Source organism: Photobacterium jeanii, assembly GCF_001650345.1.
In the GTDB taxonomy this organism is placed as follows: domain Bacteria; phylum Pseudomonadota; class Gammaproteobacteria; order Enterobacterales; family Vibrionaceae; genus Photobacterium; species Photobacterium jeanii.
Genome location: NZ_LVHF01000028.1, coordinates 362875 through 380608 on the forward strand (window position 1 = coordinate 362875; position 17734 = coordinate 380608).

Annotated in this window: 12 protein-coding genes; 9 read left to right on the forward strand and 3 right to left on the reverse strand. The window is 45.9% G+C overall.

The genetic code is table 11. The features are described from left to right. Positions 1-137 precede the first annotated feature (137 nt). A complete protein-coding gene (locus tag A3K86_RS14600; protein ID WP_146145586.1) occupies positions 138-1694 on the reverse strand; it encodes a DUF3131 domain-containing protein in 1557 nt (518 codons plus the stop codon). 240 nt (positions 1695-1934) lie between these two features. Between A3K86_RS14600 and A3K86_RS14605 the strand changes: the two genes are divergently transcribed. The 6 genes from A3K86_RS14605 (at position 1935) to A3K86_RS14630 (ending at position 8317) form a co-directional block, all read left to right on the forward strand. After that, entirely contained in the window at positions 1935-2591 is a 657-nt protein-coding gene (locus tag A3K86_RS14605) for a hypothetical protein (protein WP_068332454.1), read from the forward strand. Between the two features lie 141 nt (positions 2592-2732). Then, a complete protein-coding gene (locus A3K86_RS14610) occupies positions 2733-4451 on the forward strand; it encodes a type I secretion system permease/ATPase (RefSeq protein ID WP_232322002.1) in 1719 nt (572 codons plus the stop codon). Further along, positions 4444-5751, forward strand: coding sequence for an HlyD family type I secretion periplasmic adaptor subunit (locus tag A3K86_RS14615; RefSeq protein ID WP_068332460.1), 1308 nt, complete (start codon positions 4444-4446; stop codon positions 5749-5751). The genes A3K86_RS14610 and A3K86_RS14615 overlap by 8 nt, the downstream gene beginning before the upstream one ends. 14 nt (positions 5752-5765) lie before the next feature. Beyond that, positions 5766-6008 carry a hypothetical protein gene (locus tag A3K86_RS14620; RefSeq protein ID WP_232322003.1) on the forward strand — a complete coding sequence of 81 codons (243 nt, stop codon included), beginning with the start codon at positions 5766-5768 and terminating at the stop codon, positions 6006-6008. Positions 6009-6019: 11 nt separating this feature from the next. After that, positions 6020-6910, forward strand: coding sequence for a hypothetical protein (locus A3K86_RS14625; RefSeq protein WP_068332462.1), 891 nt, complete (start codon positions 6020-6022; stop codon positions 6908-6910). A 330-nt stretch (positions 6911-7240) separates the two neighbouring features. Then, complete coding sequence (locus tag A3K86_RS14630; RefSeq protein ID WP_068332464.1) at positions 7241-8317, forward strand: hypothetical protein; 1077 nt, start codon at positions 7241-7243, stop codon at positions 8315-8317. 112 nt (positions 8318-8429) lie between these two features. Here A3K86_RS14630 and A3K86_RS14635 read toward each other — a convergent pair whose 3' ends face one another. Next, positions 8430-13391, reverse strand: coding sequence for a beta strand repeat-containing protein (locus A3K86_RS14635; protein WP_068332466.1), 4962 nt, complete (start codon positions 13389-13391; stop codon positions 8430-8432). A gap of 366 nt (positions 13392-13757) precedes the next feature. Beyond that, the gene (locus A3K86_RS14640) at positions 13758-14753 is read right to left on the reverse strand and encodes a hypothetical protein (protein ID WP_068332469.1); all 996 of its coding nucleotides are present in this window, start codon (positions 14751-14753) and stop codon (positions 13758-13760) included. A 239-nt stretch (positions 14754-14992) separates the two neighbouring features. On the opposite strand from A3K86_RS14640, the gene A3K86_RS14645 reads away from it, so the two are divergent. Genes A3K86_RS14645 through A3K86_RS14655 form a run of 3 tightly spaced genes read left to right on the forward strand, consistent with a single transcriptional unit; the run spans position 14993 to position 17730 of the window. Beyond that, on the forward strand, positions 14993-16252 hold the full coding sequence (locus A3K86_RS14645; RefSeq protein WP_068332472.1) for a PP2C family protein-serine/threonine phosphatase: 1260 nt from the start codon (positions 14993-14995) through the stop codon (positions 16250-16252). Continuing rightward, entirely contained in the window at positions 16204-16536 is a 333-nt protein-coding gene (locus A3K86_RS14650) for an STAS domain-containing protein (protein ID WP_068332481.1), read from the forward strand. Before A3K86_RS14645 ends, A3K86_RS14650 begins: the two co-directional genes overlap by 49 nt. 9 nt (positions 16537-16545) lie before the next feature. Then, positions 16546-17730, forward strand: a complete 1185-nt coding sequence (locus tag A3K86_RS14655; RefSeq protein ID WP_084406625.1) for a sugar phosphate nucleotidyltransferase — start codon at positions 16546-16548, stop codon at positions 17728-17730. The last annotated feature ends 4 nt before the right edge of the window (positions 17731-17734 follow it).

Genomic DNA, 17734 nt, shown 5'->3' on the forward strand with positions numbered 1-17734 from the left:
CAAGTTGTTAAGGGCGTAAATTGAGTCTAGCAGCGTGATTAATCACCTAAGTGCTTAAGCCTGTATCATCCATAAGACAAACTGAACTTTTGATATTTGGCTTGATAGAAGTCATATTTCGCCCTTCTGCTTGTTAGCTATTTATTGGATTTAGCCAGTTCTGATTCACTGAGTGGGAGGGGCGCTTCGTAACGCCAAATAGGACGGTAACCGCGCTTTTTGTACCAGAGCGAAACCAAAATAAGTGAGTTGGTATTGATGTTATAGGCAGTATTGGGCGAGTTTGGTTTGTATAGCCCAGTAGGAATAGAGCGGTGATCGACACTGTTATTAACGACAGTGTTGTAAAGCAGACGGCTGAAACTGTCTTTAAACAACATACTTAAGCCAAAGGCGACTTTATTACTGAACATTTGTCCATTTTCTATGGGTTTCCCCCCCGCTGAGGTGCTAAGCCAATTTTTGCCATAAAAATGAACATTGTTATAAGCAAACCAAGGGCGCTGGCTTAACGAATCTTCCGCAAAGATGGTCAGTTTTCGAGTATGGTCATACCGGTCTCGTTGAACTTCATAAAGTGAATCTAATTGATTCCACCAAACATCGTGGCTGCCGAGTTCTATTGCCTGAAGAACATAAGGGTCTGTGGTGAAGTAGGGCAGATTGCGAATATCAATGAACAGCAAATAATCATCAACGAACACTTGTTGACTGTATTTAGGACCAAGAGCTTCATCAACGTTGAGGTGCTGCATCGCGAAACCTTGCGCTGCATATTGCAAATAGCCTAAGCGACCTTCTTGACGATAGGAGGTCGAACTTTTGTATTTTTGCTCACCGTACAAGGTGCCTTTATAGACCGAGCGTTCAAGATCCCACGTACTTAGCAAAGCGGTGATCTTGGGTTTAAGTTCGGGTTTGTACTCGGCAGTGATGGTTAACCAAATAAGCAGGCGACCAATATCGAGTGCCGACCACCCATCGCCGTTAGTGCTATTCGTGCTGTAAGAGCCCGAGGGGTTACCCGTTTTTGTGTTGTACTGTCTGTTTGGGAGTTTATCGCGATAGAGTGGGAAGCTTGCCAAGGTTGCGATAGTTTTCTCTAGCATGGCATTGGCTTTTTCTTCGTTATATTGCCCCAAATGCTCTAGCGCTAGTATGGCACCTATGCTGCTGCCAACATCCCACATGGTCGCATGAGAATAACCTTGAACGGAATCAATGAGCCCAGTGTTGTCGTTCCAATTACGGTCGATGTAATAGCGGGCTTTTTTAAGTAGTAATAGATCTTCACGGCTGAGTTCAATCGCACTCCCTTCGGGCTCGGCCGTGAGTGGGTTAATGGTTTTGTTTTTTTGCTGTAGTTGCGCTGTTTTGGTGGGAAGTTCTACTGGAATAGCAGGCGCAATACTACGACGCTGAAACTCGATAACAGGCGCTTCGCTGTTATCTTGCGCTTGAGTGACGGCACGTCCGCCAAAAAAACTCGGCGCTTCAGGTTGTGCTGTTTGCTCTGTGGCTGAGCTCTCTGATGTTGCTGTTTGCGCGAAAGCAAGGTGGCTGACGGATAATAAACAAGCCGCTAACAAGCCTTGCCAGAGACGAGGCAATATGTGTTGGCAAGTGTCGGTGAGTAACAGCGTCATCATGGTGTTTAAGATTAATACGTACCAGCGTTGTGATGATATGCTCAAGTTGCATACAGCGTTGTCCCCTAACTATATGTTAAATAAACGCTAAATCAAGTTAAGCTTGCGAGGGTGTGAACCTGTAACTTAAAGTACTGATAGTTAGGTTTGCATCAATTTTGAGAATATGAGAAATATCATCAAAGCTTCACTTTTGCGCTTGGTATAATTCGATATAATGTTCACGTTTTAGACAGGGATACTGTGTATTCGTCAGGGATGTAATCTGAATTAAAGGCTATATCTGTGACTGCACCTCATATCGTAGAGTTTCACTCTGAATTTCCTCATCGCGTCATCATTGGTGACGACACGCTTACGCTGCAAGCCAGCGAACAATTAGACGTAAGTTTTGCTTCACGAAGCTATGTTCTACCGCGTACTTCCGCATTACGTGTAAAAGACTATCTCGCGCAAGCGTCACTTTTCCTTGAGCCATACGGTGATGTTCAGCAAGCTGATGCCGTGTTAGCGTTTTCCTTTGGCGATGCTCCTTCGGTTAATCGGGAATTGCAGCATGTAGCTCAGCAGTGTGCGGCGCAAAAGCCCAATATGCCTGTGTTAATGCAGCAAGAAATTTTCGCTCACGCTCAGGCGGCAAATAATCCGGTATTCTCAATTGCTGCGCAGCAATACCAAACGACGACAGATGTCGCACGTTCAGCGATGATGATGACAGATAAGCGAAAAGTGATTGTGGTCGCGCAAGCATGGCATGCTCAACGTTGTATCGCGACTTGCGAAGCGCTTGGCTGGCAGGTAGTTGGGTTACGTTGTGTGGCAGGTTTTCCTGAAGACGATCCACAGCCTTGGGTTCGTCATCCCCTTAATTGGATTATTAAAGAAAGCCACCGTGAACAAGCAGCGGGTTATGAAATAAGTGAGCTATTTCAACTAATTTAGTGATAATCCGTTATCTAAAAAACCTAACAGAGCAGCATTGATGTCTATACTTCATATAACACTAGTGGAGTATGGAGAAGGACCTTGCTGCTCACCCAATTACAGAATGCGTTTGCTGATTGCAAAAAGGATATTGCCTTTGTGGCTTTATTCAGTTTGTCGATCAACTTTTTGGTACTAACGCTTCCTATATACAGCTTGCAGTTGTTTGATCGCGTACTCAGCAGTTCAAGTTTTGATACCTTATTTGCATTGCTCAGCATTGCTGTTTTATTGCTGGTGGCACAAGCGGTCATTGAGCATATTCGTACCCAGCTGTTGCAAAAGTCAGGTTTGAAGTTAGATGTGTCGCTCAGCCCAGCATTGCTGGCAGATAGCGTGCGCATGTCATCGCAACAGAATCGAATTCAAAAGAGAGGCTTGCAAGATCTCGCTGAACTGCGCAATTTTTTGGTTACCCCTTCGACTTCTGCGATCTTTGATATTCCTTGGGTGCCTGTTTTCCTTCTTATTCTCTTCTTATTACACCCTTATATCGGTGCCGTGGCATTGGTCGGCAGTTTGATTTTTTCGGTTCTGTCGATATTGATGATGTATGCAGCACGTAAACCCAGCGGGCATTCTCAAGACTTAGCAGCCAAAACCAGTATGGAGTTAAATGACTATCTACGTAATGCCCCGATGCTTCGTGCGATGGGGATGGCAGACAGCATTGGCAATATTTGGAATAACCGCAACAGCGAGTTGTTGAATCTGCAATGGAAGGTCAATTCGCGTACAGGTCAGTTACTGGCGATTAGCCGTTTTTTCCGCACTCTGCTTCAGGTGATCATCTTGACTGTGGGGGTGATGTTGGCACTTGAGCAACAGATTGGTACGGGGGCGATTATTGCGAGCTCGATTTTGATGGCGAGGGTGTTGTCACCGTTTGAACAAGCGGTGAGTGGCTGGAAAGGTTGGTATAGCGCCTATCAGGCATATCAAAGATTAAAAAACATGGAGTGCAGCAAAGAGGCGCAGGCGCAAACCGAACTACCAGAACCTAAAGGTGAACTACTGCTTAAGCATGTTGGGCTTAAGTTTGATGGTCAGAAAGAGCCTGTACTACAAAATATCAGTTTCAAATTAGGGGCTGGGAATGCACTGGCGATCATGGGGAATAGCGGCTCTGGTAAATCTACGTTAGCGGCTTTGATCATGGGGATCCACAAACCGTCGATGGGTACGATCAAGATCGATGGAGCGGCAATAGAGTTGTGGCCTGAGGAGCAGTTTGGTCGCCACATCGGCTACTTGCCGCAAGAGGTTGGATTACTTGCCGGAACCGTCGCTGAGAACATCTGCCGCTTTAGTAATGCACCCGCCGATAAAATTATTCATGCCGCACGTTTGGCATGTATCCATGAGTTAATTATCTCTTTACCTAAAGGCTATGACACCTACCTTGGCGAAGGGGGCATGCAGCTATCTGGTGGGCAGAAGCAGCGTATTGGTTTGGCTCGCGCTATTTTCTCAAACCCTAGCGTATTGGTGTTAGACGAGCCGAACTCAAATCTCGACCCTGAAGGGGAAGTTGCCCTTGCTATCGTGCTGCAATATTGCAAAGAAAACAAAATTACCGTGGTGATGATCAGTCACCGTCCGGGGTTCTTGCGTCAGATGGATTGGGTGATTGTGCTTAAAGACGGCAAGATTGAAAAAGCTGGTACTTGCGACAAGTTCTTGGGTGCGATGTCTGAAGTGGATGGCAAATCTGAGTTAGCTCAAGTGCCGTCATCATCCGCGAACACCAAACCTGGTGACACTAAAACGGCGCAAAAAGTAGCGGCAGTTGCGCAATCAGGAGGCGCTCATGGATAAGCAGACTTTTGATACTAAGCGCATTATCGTTTTTGGTTGCTTATTTATTGCCTTAACGGTTGGCGTCTTTGTGACTTGGGCCGTGACGGCTAAATTGCATTCTGCCTCCATTGCCTCGGGTACGCTCGTTGTTGAATCGCAACGTAAAAAAGTTCAGCACTTACAAGGCGGCTGGGTTAAAGCCATTTATGTGAGCGAAGGGCAACATGTGAAAGCGGGCGAGGTGCTACTTGAGCTTGCTAACAGTAAGGCTGAAGCCGATTTTCGCCGTTTGATTTTACGCGCAGTGTCACTGCAATCACAGCGTGACCGTTTAGATGCAGAGTTAAACAAACGCAAAGAGGTGATTTGGCAGGTGCAAAGTATGCCAATCAGCCAAGAGTTGGATGACATTGAGCTCAGCAATATCATCAACACCCATAAGATGCAGTTTCAACAAGCTTCGCTTCGTGATGATTTACGCTCTGGTCAGTTTGAACAGCGTAAATTGTTACTTGATGAACAGCTACGTGGTACGAAATTTCAATTACGAGCGATTCGTCGTCAGCTAGATCTTGTGAAACAAGAAATAGAAATGACTGCTGGATTATTGAAAAAGGGTTTTGTTGCTAAGACCCGAATGCTGGAGTTGCAACGTCATCAAGCCAGCATTGAAGCGCAAATTGCTGAATTGGACTCTGAGCGCGAAGTCTTAGCACGTCAGCTTGTGTCGTTGGAGCAAGACTATGAAACCGAAACAATAGAGCTGCAACAAACGGTCACCGCTCAACTAGAGCTAACCGATAAAGAGCTGCGTGATGTGAAGCAGGCACTAACCGCAGCAACCGATGTACGCTCGCGCGTGACGATCCGTAGTGAGCATAACGGCACTGTGGTGGGGTTGAATGTTCACAGCGTAGGTGGAGTGGTTAATGCGGGCGATGTGATGATGGAAATTGTTCCAGATAGTGATGAATTGATTGTTGAAGCTCTAGTAAAGCCTGAAGATATTGATGTGGTTCATCAAGGTTTGGAAGCCAAGGTTAGGTTAAGCGCCTTTAATATTCGCCGCACTCCACCTGTGCAAGGTGAAGTGGTGTATGTGGCTGCTGACCGATTACTGCCGAAAAAAGAGTCTCAGCAAACGGGCTATTTAGTGAAGGTTAAGCTGAATAAAAACGAAGTGAGCCGTCTTGAAGGTGTCGAGCTATACCCAGGTATGCCAACAGAGGTCTTTATTTTGTTGGAAAGTCAAACTATGTGGGAATACCTCACCGCACCTTTGTTTAGTTCTTACTATCGCGCATTCAGAGAGTCGTAGGAAGGAGTCTGACCATGATTGTTTTTTGGTTATGTTTTTATTTGTTTTTCTTTTTACTCGCCATTGCTATTGGCTATTACAAGGGCAACCTAGTCGCTGGGGTGTTACTGGGTTATGTGTTAGGGCCTATTGGGGTCTTGCTACTGTGTATGAGCAAAGACCGCCGCCATATCACGTGTCCATTCTGCCAAGCGCAAATCCATAAACGTTCCTATTACTGCCCGAAATGCCGTGAAAAGGTAATGTGCGTTGCGTAGGGAAGATCAATATGACAAAAAAAACGAAAAGAACCCGCAAGCCATCTGCTGAATTGTCATCGTCGGCGGCAGAGGCTAGCGAACTGCTGAATCAGCCGCTGAAAACGAGAAAGTCACAGATAACTGTGCCGTTACTTAGATTGCAACTTGGTGTGTTAGCTGTCGTTGTCGCTGTAATGTCTTTGATGAGCGTGATTGCTTGGCAATACTGGCAGCATCAAAAGTTGCAGGCAGATTGGTTTGCGCAGGAGCAGGTGATTTTTAATCAGCGCACTCAGATTAATGAGTTGTTGGTTGAGCTAGATGATCAGCTACAACAGCAAGTTGCTCTGAAAGCGGATATCAGTACCGCAGGAGAGTTACTTGCAGATCAAAACTTATCAATGAGCTTATTAGATGAAGAAGTCACTCGCTTAACAGGATTGCTAGCTGATCGTGATAAGCAATTGAAGGTGACTAAATCAACTTACCAGCGCAATTTATCTTCCCAACTAAAAAGAGAGAAAGCACGTTTACGCTCTAGCGAACAAGCGCTCGCCCAAGAAAAACAAATGCTAGCGGCACAAGAAGCGGCTGTGAAATCAAAAATGGGCGATGTGAGTGAGTGGGAAAAGAAAAAAGCTGAGTTTGATAAGCTTTACGCAAGTTCTGCGCTTGAAGTTGAAAATGAAAAGCGCATCGACAAGTTGATGGCACAGTTTAATAGTTTGCGAGTGGATTTGAATGTGGTGAATGAGTGCGATAAAGACTATCTATATCGCTATAACGAAGCGAAGAGTGTGCTTAACCATATCCGCACTTTCATTCAAAAATATGAGATGAAACAAGAGTATTACTTTTACGTTATTTCAAACGATAGCCAAATTACGTCTCAAAATCGTCGGTTATGTTTGAAAGAATAATGCATATTAACCCGACTTATCAGGGCTAAGCTGTTTCTTCCACCGCCTCATATTTGAGGCGGTGTTTGTATTTATGTGTGATTTTTTTGTCATTAGTCGGGCACTTTTCAGGCTTAGTACAGTCTATGTCTTTACCGAATAGTTGAGGTGCTATTGGTATTTGTATGGGCTTGGAAATGGGGCGAGCAACTATTTACTAAGCGATGAGGTGAAATCCTTAAAAACGGTTCATTTTTTTAGTTTATGTTTGTCTTTAAATGTAATTTTTATGATTATCAATAGCCTAAAAAGGGTATACTGGACGGCTTGATTTTGTTTTAGGTGAATACGATGCGTTATGCATTATTAGGGTGTGCTTTACTATTAGCGGGGTGTAGTACATCAACGCCATTGAATGATCGTATTCTGGGTGATGCAGATTATTCTTTATCGACTCGCTTTACACCGGATCGTTTTGAGAGTGTAACGATCCAGCCTTATATTCAGTTTGATAAGCAGCTTCGTTTCTACCAAAAAACGACCGTATCTGATTTTAAGCGAGTAACGAAAGCCAGCACATTAGCAGCAGCAAGCCGCTACGATGATGTGTTTGAAGAGCCTCTAAACTCTAACAATCGCCACTTGTATCAATTTAAGGTGCACTTTGGTCAGGAGGTTGGCGGTACAACTCGTTATTTCTTTGTCTACGACACTCAAGAGAATGGTGCCCGTTGGGTAATGAACTTACATCATGATGGCCTTGGAGCTGAAATGATGTTCCCAACCCGTTATCAAACGCTAAAAGAAGGAATGAGCTTCACCGCAAGTTATGACTTACCGCTATCTGAGGTAATTAGCTTGGCGCAGAAGCAAAAGGAAACCTTACTTTTCCCTGTGACTCGTTTAGTGAACGCGCTTGATGCTGATGTGATCACGGATGATGATTTTGCTGATGATGCGTTTAGTCGCTCAGTTTCGGCTTTGATTGATTACGAAGGTTTATTCCCGATTGGTTTCTCATTCCATGAAACGTTACAAGGGGTTGATGTCGATACCGCCACTCAAGCGCAATTAGCGAGCCAGTGTGAATATCGGGTTGAAAAGACTTTTAGCCCACGTTCGCAACCTGAGTTGCTAAAAGTGCGAGATACCAGTTTTGAAGCTGTGCCTGTCGATGTGAGCTACAAGTATCAATTAAGTTGTGAAGGTCACAAGCCAGATACTTTGGCAGTAAATAGCCAGTTTTGGTACTCACCCGCTGTTGGCGTGGTGAAAACGGCGCGAGATGTGACCTTTACTGAGCTAGTATCTGATGATCTTTTAGATGATGCGATGGCGTATTTAGATGATAAAGCCGCGTTTAAAAAAGAGTTATCGAAGATCCGCTTTACTATTGGTTCTGCTGTTACTCGCGTGAAACCCGATTAGTGCTAACAGCACGGATCAGGTTTTGTAGCTGGATATCACTTTTTATCGCTGATATAAAAAATAACGCCGATGCATTATGCATCGGCGTTTGTTTTAGTAACAGGTAGCGCGATTAAATATCGTTGTCATTGAAGCTAATGTTGGCACTGTCGCTGTCACTCCAAATGGTAACTTCTTTACCTTCAGCGTTGCTAAAGGTGTAACCAGTGAGTGACTCGACATCGATATTTTGGGCTTCGTAGGCCGCTTTCAAATCGCTGTTCATGCTGGCATTGCTGCTGTCTAGGGTCCAACCAAAGCCTTGCAGATCCAGTGTTTCAGCACCTGAACATACAAATTGTCCGTTGGCTTCACCTGCAGTTTCATTGCTTAGTACCTTGTCGAGCGCAATTTTAAGCTCAGCATCGCTAGCGTTAACCACGACCCCTTCTATTTCTTGGTAAGCCGTTTGCGTCATGTCGATGATTTGGCTATCGCCATCGCTGCCAACAGAAAGTAAGTCGAAGCCTTCACCACCACTGAAGTGAACTGTAACACCATCGGTTTGGTCGATATCGTCTTTATCGAACACTAAGGTATCGTTACCAGCACCGGCAAAGAGTTGGTCAACGCCGTCACCACCATCTAGGGTATCATTGCCAGCTTGGCCGAAGATTAAGTCGTTACCTTCGCCACCTGAAAGGGTATCGTCACCAACACCGCCATCAATGTTGTCGCTGCCATCACCACCTGTAATGGTATCGTTGCCTTCACCGCCCGATAAGGTGTCATCGCCAGTGCCACCGTCGATAATGTCATTACCTACATCACCATAGATGCTGTCGTTGCCACTATCACCATAGAGTTTGTCGTCACCTTGCTCACCGTAGATGACATCGCTGCCGCTACCACCTTTAGCGGTATCGTTATCGACACCAGCGAAGATCACGTCGTTGCCGCCATCCCCTTTGATAAAGTCAGCACCTTCGTTGCCGTATAAGGTATCGTTGCCTGAGCCACCATAGAGACTATCGTTACCCAGACCACCTGTAAGTTGGTCATCATTGTTTTGACCATACAGTTTATCGTTACCTTCACCGCCTTCCAGCACGTCATTACCGCTACCTGCGTAGAGCTTATCGTTTCCTTCGCCACCGGTTAGGGTATCGTCACCGGCACCTGCATTGAGGTAATCATCGCCAATACCACCGTCGAGTTGGTCACTACCACTGCCAGAGTAAATGGTATCGTTACCTTCTTCGCCAGAGACTTGGTTAGCACCATCGCCAGCACTGATATAGTCATTACCTGTGCCACCTTTGATGGTATCGTTGCCGCTACCTGCGTACAGTTTGTCGTTGCCTTCACCGCCTTCAAGGGTATTGTTACCGTCACCTGCATTAATGGTGTCAGCGCCGTCGCCACCGTAGAGCTTATCATCACCACCGCTGGCAGTTAGGGTATCGTCACCTAATCCACCTGTTAGGGTGTTATCACCCGCACCTGCATTGAGGTCATCGTTACCCTCACCACCATCGAGAATATCGTTGCCTGCACCAGCTTCTAAGGTGTCATTACCAAGACCACCACTTAGCGTATTGTTACCAGACTCAGCGGTAAGAATATCATCGCCTTCGCCGCCATCTAGGCTGTCATTACCTGCGCCCGCATTTAAGGTATCGTCGCCAAGCCCACCTTCAAGGGTATCGTTGCCGTCAAAGCCTTCAAGACGGTCATCGCCGTCATCGCCACGTAAGATGTCGTTGCCTGAACCACTATACAAGGTATCGTCATCATCACCGCCAGATAGTGTGTTATTACCTGCTTCTGCGTGAAGTTCATCTTTACCAGCGCCGCCAGACAGGGTGTCATCGCCTAAGCCTGCAAATAGTTTATCGGCACCTTCGCCACCGAGTAGGGTATCGTCACCATCTCCACCAAGCAGTAAGTCATCACCGTCATCGCCCGATAGGGTATCGTGACCTGCGCCGCCTTCGAGTTGGTCAACACCAGCGCCACCTGAAAGGTTGTCGTTACCTTCTGCGCCGTAGAGTAGGTCGTCTCCGCTACCAGCGGTTGCAGTATCGTTGCCGCTACCGCCAAATAAGGTGTTGTTACCTTCACCTAGATCTATGGTGTTATTACCCGCTTCGCCGTAGACCACGTCATCGCCTTCGCCAGCGTCCACCTTATCGTTACCTTCACCAGCAAAGAGGGTATCGTTACCTTTTCCGCCAGTAATGGTATCAGCATCGCCTCCACCGTAGAGGGTGTCGCTTGCGTCACTGCCGATTAAGGTATCATCACCTTCGCCACCGTAAATTTGGTGACTACCTGTTGCCGCAGCAATCAAGGTATCGTCGCCAGCTTCACCGAGTAGGGTATCTTGACCGTCATCGGTTAGGGTATCGTTACCCGCACCACCGGCAAGGAAGTCAAAACCTTCACCGCCGACCATGGTATCTGCGCCATCACCGCCAAACAGGGCGTCGTTACCTGTGCCGCCTTCAAGGACATCGTTACCGCTACCTGCATCAATATGGTCATCACCAGCACCTGCGATAATGGTATCCGCGCCATCGCCAGCGTAAATCATGTCGTTGTCATCACCAGCGTCAATCTTATCGCTGTTGATACCGCCGTAAATGGTATCGGCACCTGTGCCAGCGGTGATGGTGTTGTTACCGGACTCACCGTAAATGGTATCGTTACCTTCACCGGCATCTATGGTGTCAGTACCCGCACCAGCATAAATGATGTCATCACCAGCGTTGGATGTGATGGTATCGTCGCCTTCGCCACCGCCTAGAATGTCGTTTTCATCAGCACTGATCAGAACATCGTTACCAGCATCACCGTAGAGTTCGCTAATGCCTTCGCCGCCGTCAAGGTGGTCATTGCCTTCACCACCTGCAAGAATATCAATGCCTTCACCACCTAGCATGGTGTCGTTACCAGTACCACCAACAAGGGTATCGTTACCTTCGCCGCCCGTGAGCTTATCATCGCCAGAGCCACCGAGTAGGGTATCGTGTCCTTCATGACCTTGAAGGTCATCATCACCGCTATTACCTTCTAGTAAGTCATCACCTTGGTGACCCAGTAATACATCGTCGTCGCCACCACCGTGTAAGCTATCGGATTCGTTCGAGCCTGTTAGCGTATCATCGCCTGCGCCACCGTATAGGGCACTCGCATTCACACCTGCGTTAATGGTGTCATTACCATCTTCGCCGTAAAGCTCATTGTTACCTTGTTGACCTTCGATTACGTCATCACCGGCACCAGCGTAAACTTTGTCGGCACCTTCATTGGCATAAATGGTATCGGCACCATCACCAGTAAATACGCTATCGTCACCTGTGCCCGCATACACTGTATCGCTGCCGCTACCTGCGAAGATATTATCGTTACCTTCACCTGCGGTAATGGTGTTGTCACCATCGCCAGCGTAAACCACATCGTGACCGTCACCGCTGTCGATCGTATCGTTACCTTCTGCCGCGTAAACCGTATCGTTGTCTAAGCCGGTGTTAATGGTGTTATCACCGGCACCCGCAAATACGGTGTCGTGGCCATCGCCTGTGGTGATGTTGTCGTTGCCTGCATCGGTATAAACGGTGTCGTCGCCGCTACCAGCATCAACGGTGTTATTACCTGTTTCACCAAAGATGGTATCGTGACCCTCACCACCTTCGATTTGGTCATCACCTTCACCGGCATAGACAAAGTCATCGCCACTACCAGCTTTGATGATGTCGTCACCTTCGTTGGCATGAAGTACGTCGCTACCTTCGCCACCGTCGAGAATATCGTTACCTTCGCCACCAAAGAGTTGGTCACTACCTTCGCCGCCGCTTAGGGTATCGTTACCAACACCGCCATAAACCATATCGTCGCCAGCGCCACCAGAAACAATATCGTCACCTTGTTCACCAAAGACGCTATCGTTACCTTCGCCGCCTTCAATGGTGTCGTTATCGTCACCACCAAGGAGCAAGTCGTTGTCGGCACCGCCGTCGATAGTATCGGCACCTTCGCCACCAAGCACGAAGTCATCGCCCGCGCCTGCGGTGATCTGATCGGCACCCGCATCGCCGTGGATTTCATCTTTGCCTTCGCCGCCATCCAGAATATCCGTACCTAAGCCGCCGAAGAGTTTGTCATCGCCTGTGCCGCCCGACAGGATGTCGTTACCATCATCACCTATCAGTGTATCGTTACCTTCACCGCCGTAAATAACATCATCACCTAGCTCACCAAGGAGTAAGTCATTACCCTCGTCGCCATACAAGGTGTCGTTGCCGTCACTACCTAGTAAGGTGTCATCGCCTGTGCCGCCATGTAGTTCGTCATCACCGTTACCGCCGATAATGACGTCGTTACCTTCGTCACCATAAAGCTTATCGTCATTGATATCGCCGTCGATGAAGTCATCGCCTGTGCCACCATAAATGGTATCTGAACCTTGTTGGCCAAATAGACTATCGTTACCTTCACCGCCAGTAATGGTGTCGTCATAGATGTTATGAGCAACAAATTCGACCGCTTCAATATCGGTGATAGGATTACCTTCAGGGTCAACCAGGCTAAAATTAACTTCTTGGTCAGGGCCAACTTGCTCTGAGGTATAAGTGATATCAACAACCAGTTCACCGGTTTCTGAAACTGTTGCTGGAACAGAGGTGATCACTTTGCCTTCAAGATCGGTGAGTTGCACCACCACAGAGGTGTACTTAGGATCAACCGTGAACTTGGTTGTCATTGAGCCTGTACCGTCAACTAAATAGTTGCCAATACGTGCTGTGTGTGTGATTTGCTCTTGCGGCTCAGCTGGTGCGGTATAGGTATAGACGGTCTGAGAATCGCCCCAGTCATCGCTTTTTGCGGGTTCTGCTGGTGGCTCTTCACCGTATTCAACATCACCAAAAATGGTATCGTTGCCTTTACCACCAGAGATTTTGTCGCTACCTTCGCCACCCGCTACAAAATCGTCACCACCTTTAGCTTCGACCTGATCGCTACCTGAAAGAACGCTAATGCCATCATCTTGTTCCGTTCCTACGACCTTGTCGTTTCCTTTAGTCCCTTGCATAGTCACCTCGTTCAAATCAGACGGTTATCGGTTGATATGAAAATTGTTCGTTAGATACGTCGCTTATTTACTTAATGGCATAAAGAGTGCCAAGTTTGTGAATGCACCTGCTGAAGTGAAATTCACTCAGGGTTTAAGCAAGGTTGAACAAGGGCTAATTGGTTGTTATTCAACGCTTGATAAGAAATCAGCAGCATAGATTCACTGTTTCATATCAAGGGTAGACGGGTTTTTAGGCATTGCCATCATAAATTCTAGATACACGGCGTGGTCACAAAATGGGAATAAGAACACAAATACATTGCTAATTTTTGCAAAATGCGAAAAGTTGACGAGATGCTTATATCTCTGAAATGTAAAAGGAAGCTAAAAAGAAAAGGAATAGGCAAGAGTGAGAGAACCATCAATAAAGCGCCCGGTATCTTTGCCGCGCTGAGATGGGTTCCAACGGTTACCTGAGTAGTTATTGTATTGTAAAGTGATAGTACCTGGTCGCCAATCAAAGTAGCCAAAGCCGTAAGTAAAATCAGGGTTCCAAGGTTGTTGCTGCGATTTATCGAAATAATAGAAAGCAGTACCGTTAACATACCAATTACCGACGATAGAGTATTTACAGCCAAGGCTTAGGGTTTTGTGTCCACTTTTATAACTGGTTGAGGCAAGGTCGAAATACTCAGGGGTATAGTTGAAGTCAACTTGGCAACCAATAGCGCCATCATCGGTAAAGGTTAACCAATCAACAACGGGCTTGGTGACTGGAAATTTCCAACCTAGCGCCCATGTACCTTGATTGAAGTTGGTTACAGGTTGCTCTTCGGTTGCTTTAAAGCGGTTACCACCGTAATTGGAATACAATAAGCTAAAGGTATAAGGACGCCAATCGCTGTACCCAAAGACATAGGTAAAGTCAGGATTCCAAGGCTGTTGTTGTTCTTTATCGAAGTAGTAATAAAGCGTGCCGGAAACAAACCAGTTACCAATAATCACGTATTTGAGTGATAAGGTAGCAATGGTGTTGTTATTGCTTGGACCATTGGTTGCATTGGCTGGCACGTTGGCAGCTTCAGTCTTAAGTAAAGGATGACCAAGCCCTAAGTTGCCGCTTAGCCCTTTAAGCCAGCTGTCATCTTCGCTACGTTCCGCCCACTCTTCAAAGGGCACATCAAATGAGCTCGTTACCCCTTTCCAGATCAACTCTGACTCTGATGGATCGTCTTGATCTTTATTGTCTACAACTGCCGCTTTACTGAAATTTGGCGAAACAGGGGCAGGAGCATGCTTGGCTGTTTCAGACAGGTATTCACTCGCAATAGTGGGGGGCACAGCTAAACAAAGGCAGGCGATAAAGCAAGGTTTTTGCATATTCTCTCCCTAGAATTATCGCCAGTGTGTAGTCGTAAGGTACTAAAATACAACATTTATTATACCTTTATATGACATCAATCACAGTGCAAGAAGTTTTTGTCTGAATTTATGGTTAGAGGAGTAATAGTTACTAGACTTGATTTGTGATTGGTATGTTTTTGATTTGTTGACACAAGTGATTTATATGAAATAAGGTGTCTATACTTGTGTGGTATTGCAAAGATGGTGGTTTCTGAATGAATGAGATTCTTGTCGTAGACGATAACAGAACCATGCTGATGTTTATGGAGCGTGTACTCTCCAAACGTGGCTTTAAAGTCACAACTGCAAATGATGGCACGCAAGCCCTGCATGTATTAGAAGAATGTCCAGATATCCAGTTTGTTTTAAGTGACTGGATGATGCCTGAAATGGATGGAATTGAACTCTGTCGTCGTCTTAAATCAGGCAATTATTCTCGCTATATCTTTTTTGTGTTGCTATCAGGTAAAGACGATCAAGAGTCGATCATCAGCGGCATCAATGCAGGTGCTGATGATTTCGTAGTGAAAGATACCCATGTTGATGAAATTGCAGCGCGTATTAAAGCCGGTTTTCGTACTTTAGCGCTTCATAATGAAATAACGACTAAAAATGAACAGCTCGATAGTGCTTACGCCATCATGAAAAAAGACTTGGAGTCGGCAGGCGATATGTTGAAACGTTTGTTACCGGCAGAGCGAAAGTTATCGGGTGTTGAAATCAGTTATGTGTCGATTCCGAGTGCCCAAATTGGCGGTGATATGTTGGGTTACATGCAGCTTGATGAAGACAATGTTGGCTTTTATTTACTTGATGTTGCAGGGCACGGGGTGTCATCGGCTTTGATGTCGTTTTCGGTCCAGCAAAGTATCGCCGTTAACTCAGGTAAAGGCTCAATTGTGAAATCGTCGATAGATCAGCCTCCTTATTATCAAATCACTCAGCCATCGAGTGTATTAAAGCAATTAAATGATCTTTATTTAAGTGATGATCATAACTTGCTTTATTTCACCATGGTTTATTCCGTATTAAACGCTAAAACGGGCGAAATGAAATTCTCGATAGCAGGGCATCCGCCTTTGGTATGGCTACATGCTGCCACAGGTGAGGCTGAATTTATTGGTCAAGATAGTTTTGTGGTAGGGGCGTTTGATTTTGTTGATTACCAAACAGCATCACTACAGCTAGAGCCAGGTGACAAAATTTGGATTTATTCTGACGGTATTACTGAAGCTGAAAAAGGGACTGAGCAATTCTCAGAAGAAGGCTTTAGACAAACCGTAATGGATATAAAAGATCATCCAACAACAGTACAAACCGAAATGCTGGTCAATCGCGTGAGAGATTGGCAGCGCTGTGAACAGTTTGACGATGATGTGAGTGTACTCGTAGTCGAATGGACAGGTTATTCAGAAGGGGAACAAGCATGCAATACGAAGTTTTCAACCAGGGTCAATGCACAATTCTTCAAATAAAAGAGTCACGTTTCGATGCCAAATTGGCACCGGCTTTCCGTGCTGTTATTGAAGAAAAATCCAATGAAATTGATAGCCATCTAGTACTGGATCTGAGTGAAGTCCGTTTTATGGATAGCAGTGGTTTAGGTGCAGTGATGGCTGCTTATAAATTGCTAAAAGGTAAAAAAATCAGTGTGGTTAAGCCACAGCGTGCAGTGCAAGAACTACTAAAACTAACTCGTATGGATAAGTTAATTGCGAGCTATGAATCAGTGGAAGATGCTGTTGCGACTGTTGCTTAAGGAGTAGTTATGAAGGGAATGATCCTCGCCGCAGGGAAAGGCACTCGAGTAAAACCCATTACTCATACAATCCCTAAACCTATGATCCCTATATTGGGTAAACCTGTAATGGAGTCGATGATCCAGCTATTTGCTGCCCATAACATCGACAAAATTGTAGTGAATACGAGTCACTTAGCAGAGGTAATTGAGAACTACTTTGCTGACGGTCACCATTTTAATGTCCAGCTTTCTTACTCTTACGAAGGCGAGATGGTTAATGGCAAGTTTGTTAGTAAAGCCTTGGGTTCGGCTGGTGGGATGCGAAAAATCCAAGATTTTTCTGGGTTCTTCGATGAAACTTTCGTTGTGGTCTGTGGCGATGCGTGGATTGATCTCGATCTGACGGAAGCGGTACGTCGCCATAAAGAAAAAGGTGGTATTGCCACTATTGTGACGCGCAATGTTGATATTAGCGAAGTGAACAAGTACGGCGTCGTCGTGACTGATGGGCATGGTCAGGTAACCAGTTTCCAAGAAAAACCGTCTCAAGAAGAAGCGTTGTCGACTGAAATTAACACCGGTATTTATATTTTTGAGCCTGCGATTTTCGACTTTATCCCGTCAGGACAAGAGTACGATATTGGTAGTGAATTATTCCCTGCGTTGGTTGAAAACAATATCCGTTTCTTTGCTACTAATATGGACTTCCAGTGGCTGGATGTAGGTAATATCAGCGATATTTGGGGCGTAACTAGCGAGATCCTTCACGGTAAAGTACCTGGTTATCCGATTCCTGGTACACAGGTTAAACCTGGAATTTGGGTGGGCATTAACACAGTATTTGACCCTGACGCCTGCAATATTACGCCGCCTGTGATTGTTAGTAGCGGCTGTGAAATTCAACCTGGTGCCACTATAACAGGGCCTGCGGTTATTGGCGCTAACTGTAAAGTAGAAGCCAATGCAGTGGTTACTCAGAGTTTAGTGAGTGACTACATTCATATTTCTGGAAGTGCTTTCGTCGAAAATAAAACGGTCTTTGGTGATTACTTTATTAGCCATGATGGTTTTACTCAGTCATTGGTTGAGATGGATGCGATTCACATGCTCAAAGATCGTAGAACGAGCCAACCATTACTCTCTCAAAATATGGGGCAAGGTGTCTTTATTCCGCAAACTGAGCCGGTAAAAGAAGTCACCACAGTGAAATAATAAG

Excerpts from the sequence above, each read along its gene's own strand:
- A3K86_RS14615 (WP_068332460.1), top strand. The coding sequence starts at position 4,444 with ATGGATAAGCAGACTTTTGATACTAAGCGCATTATCGTTTTTGGTTGC.
- A3K86_RS14620 (WP_232322003.1), top strand. The coding sequence starts at position 5,766 with ATGATTGTTTTTTGGTTATGTTTTTATTTGTTTTTCTTTTTACTCGCC.
- A3K86_RS14625 (WP_068332462.1), top strand. The coding sequence starts at position 6,020 with ATGACAAAAAAAACGAAAAGAACCCGCAAGCCATCTGCTGAATTGTCA.
- A3K86_RS14630 (WP_068332464.1), top strand. The coding sequence starts at position 7,241 with ATGCGTTATGCATTATTAGGGTGTGCTTTACTATTAGCGGGGTGTAGT.
- A3K86_RS14635 (WP_068332466.1), bottom strand. The coding sequence starts at position 13,391 with ATGCAAGGGACTAAAGGAAACGACAAGGTCGTAGGAACGGAACAAGAT.
- A3K86_RS14640 (WP_068332469.1), bottom strand. The coding sequence starts at position 14,753 with ATGCAAAAACCTTGCTTTATCGCCTGCCTTTGTTTAGCTGTGCCCCCC.
- A3K86_RS14645 (WP_068332472.1), top strand. The coding sequence starts at position 14,993 with ATGAATGAGATTCTTGTCGTAGACGATAACAGAACCATGCTGATGTTT.
- A3K86_RS14650 (WP_068332481.1), top strand. The coding sequence starts at position 16,204 with ATGCAATACGAAGTTTTCAACCAGGGTCAATGCACAATTCTTCAAATA.
- A3K86_RS14655 (WP_084406625.1), top strand. The coding sequence starts at position 16,546 with ATGAAGGGAATGATCCTCGCCGCAGGGAAAGGCACTCGAGTAAAACCC.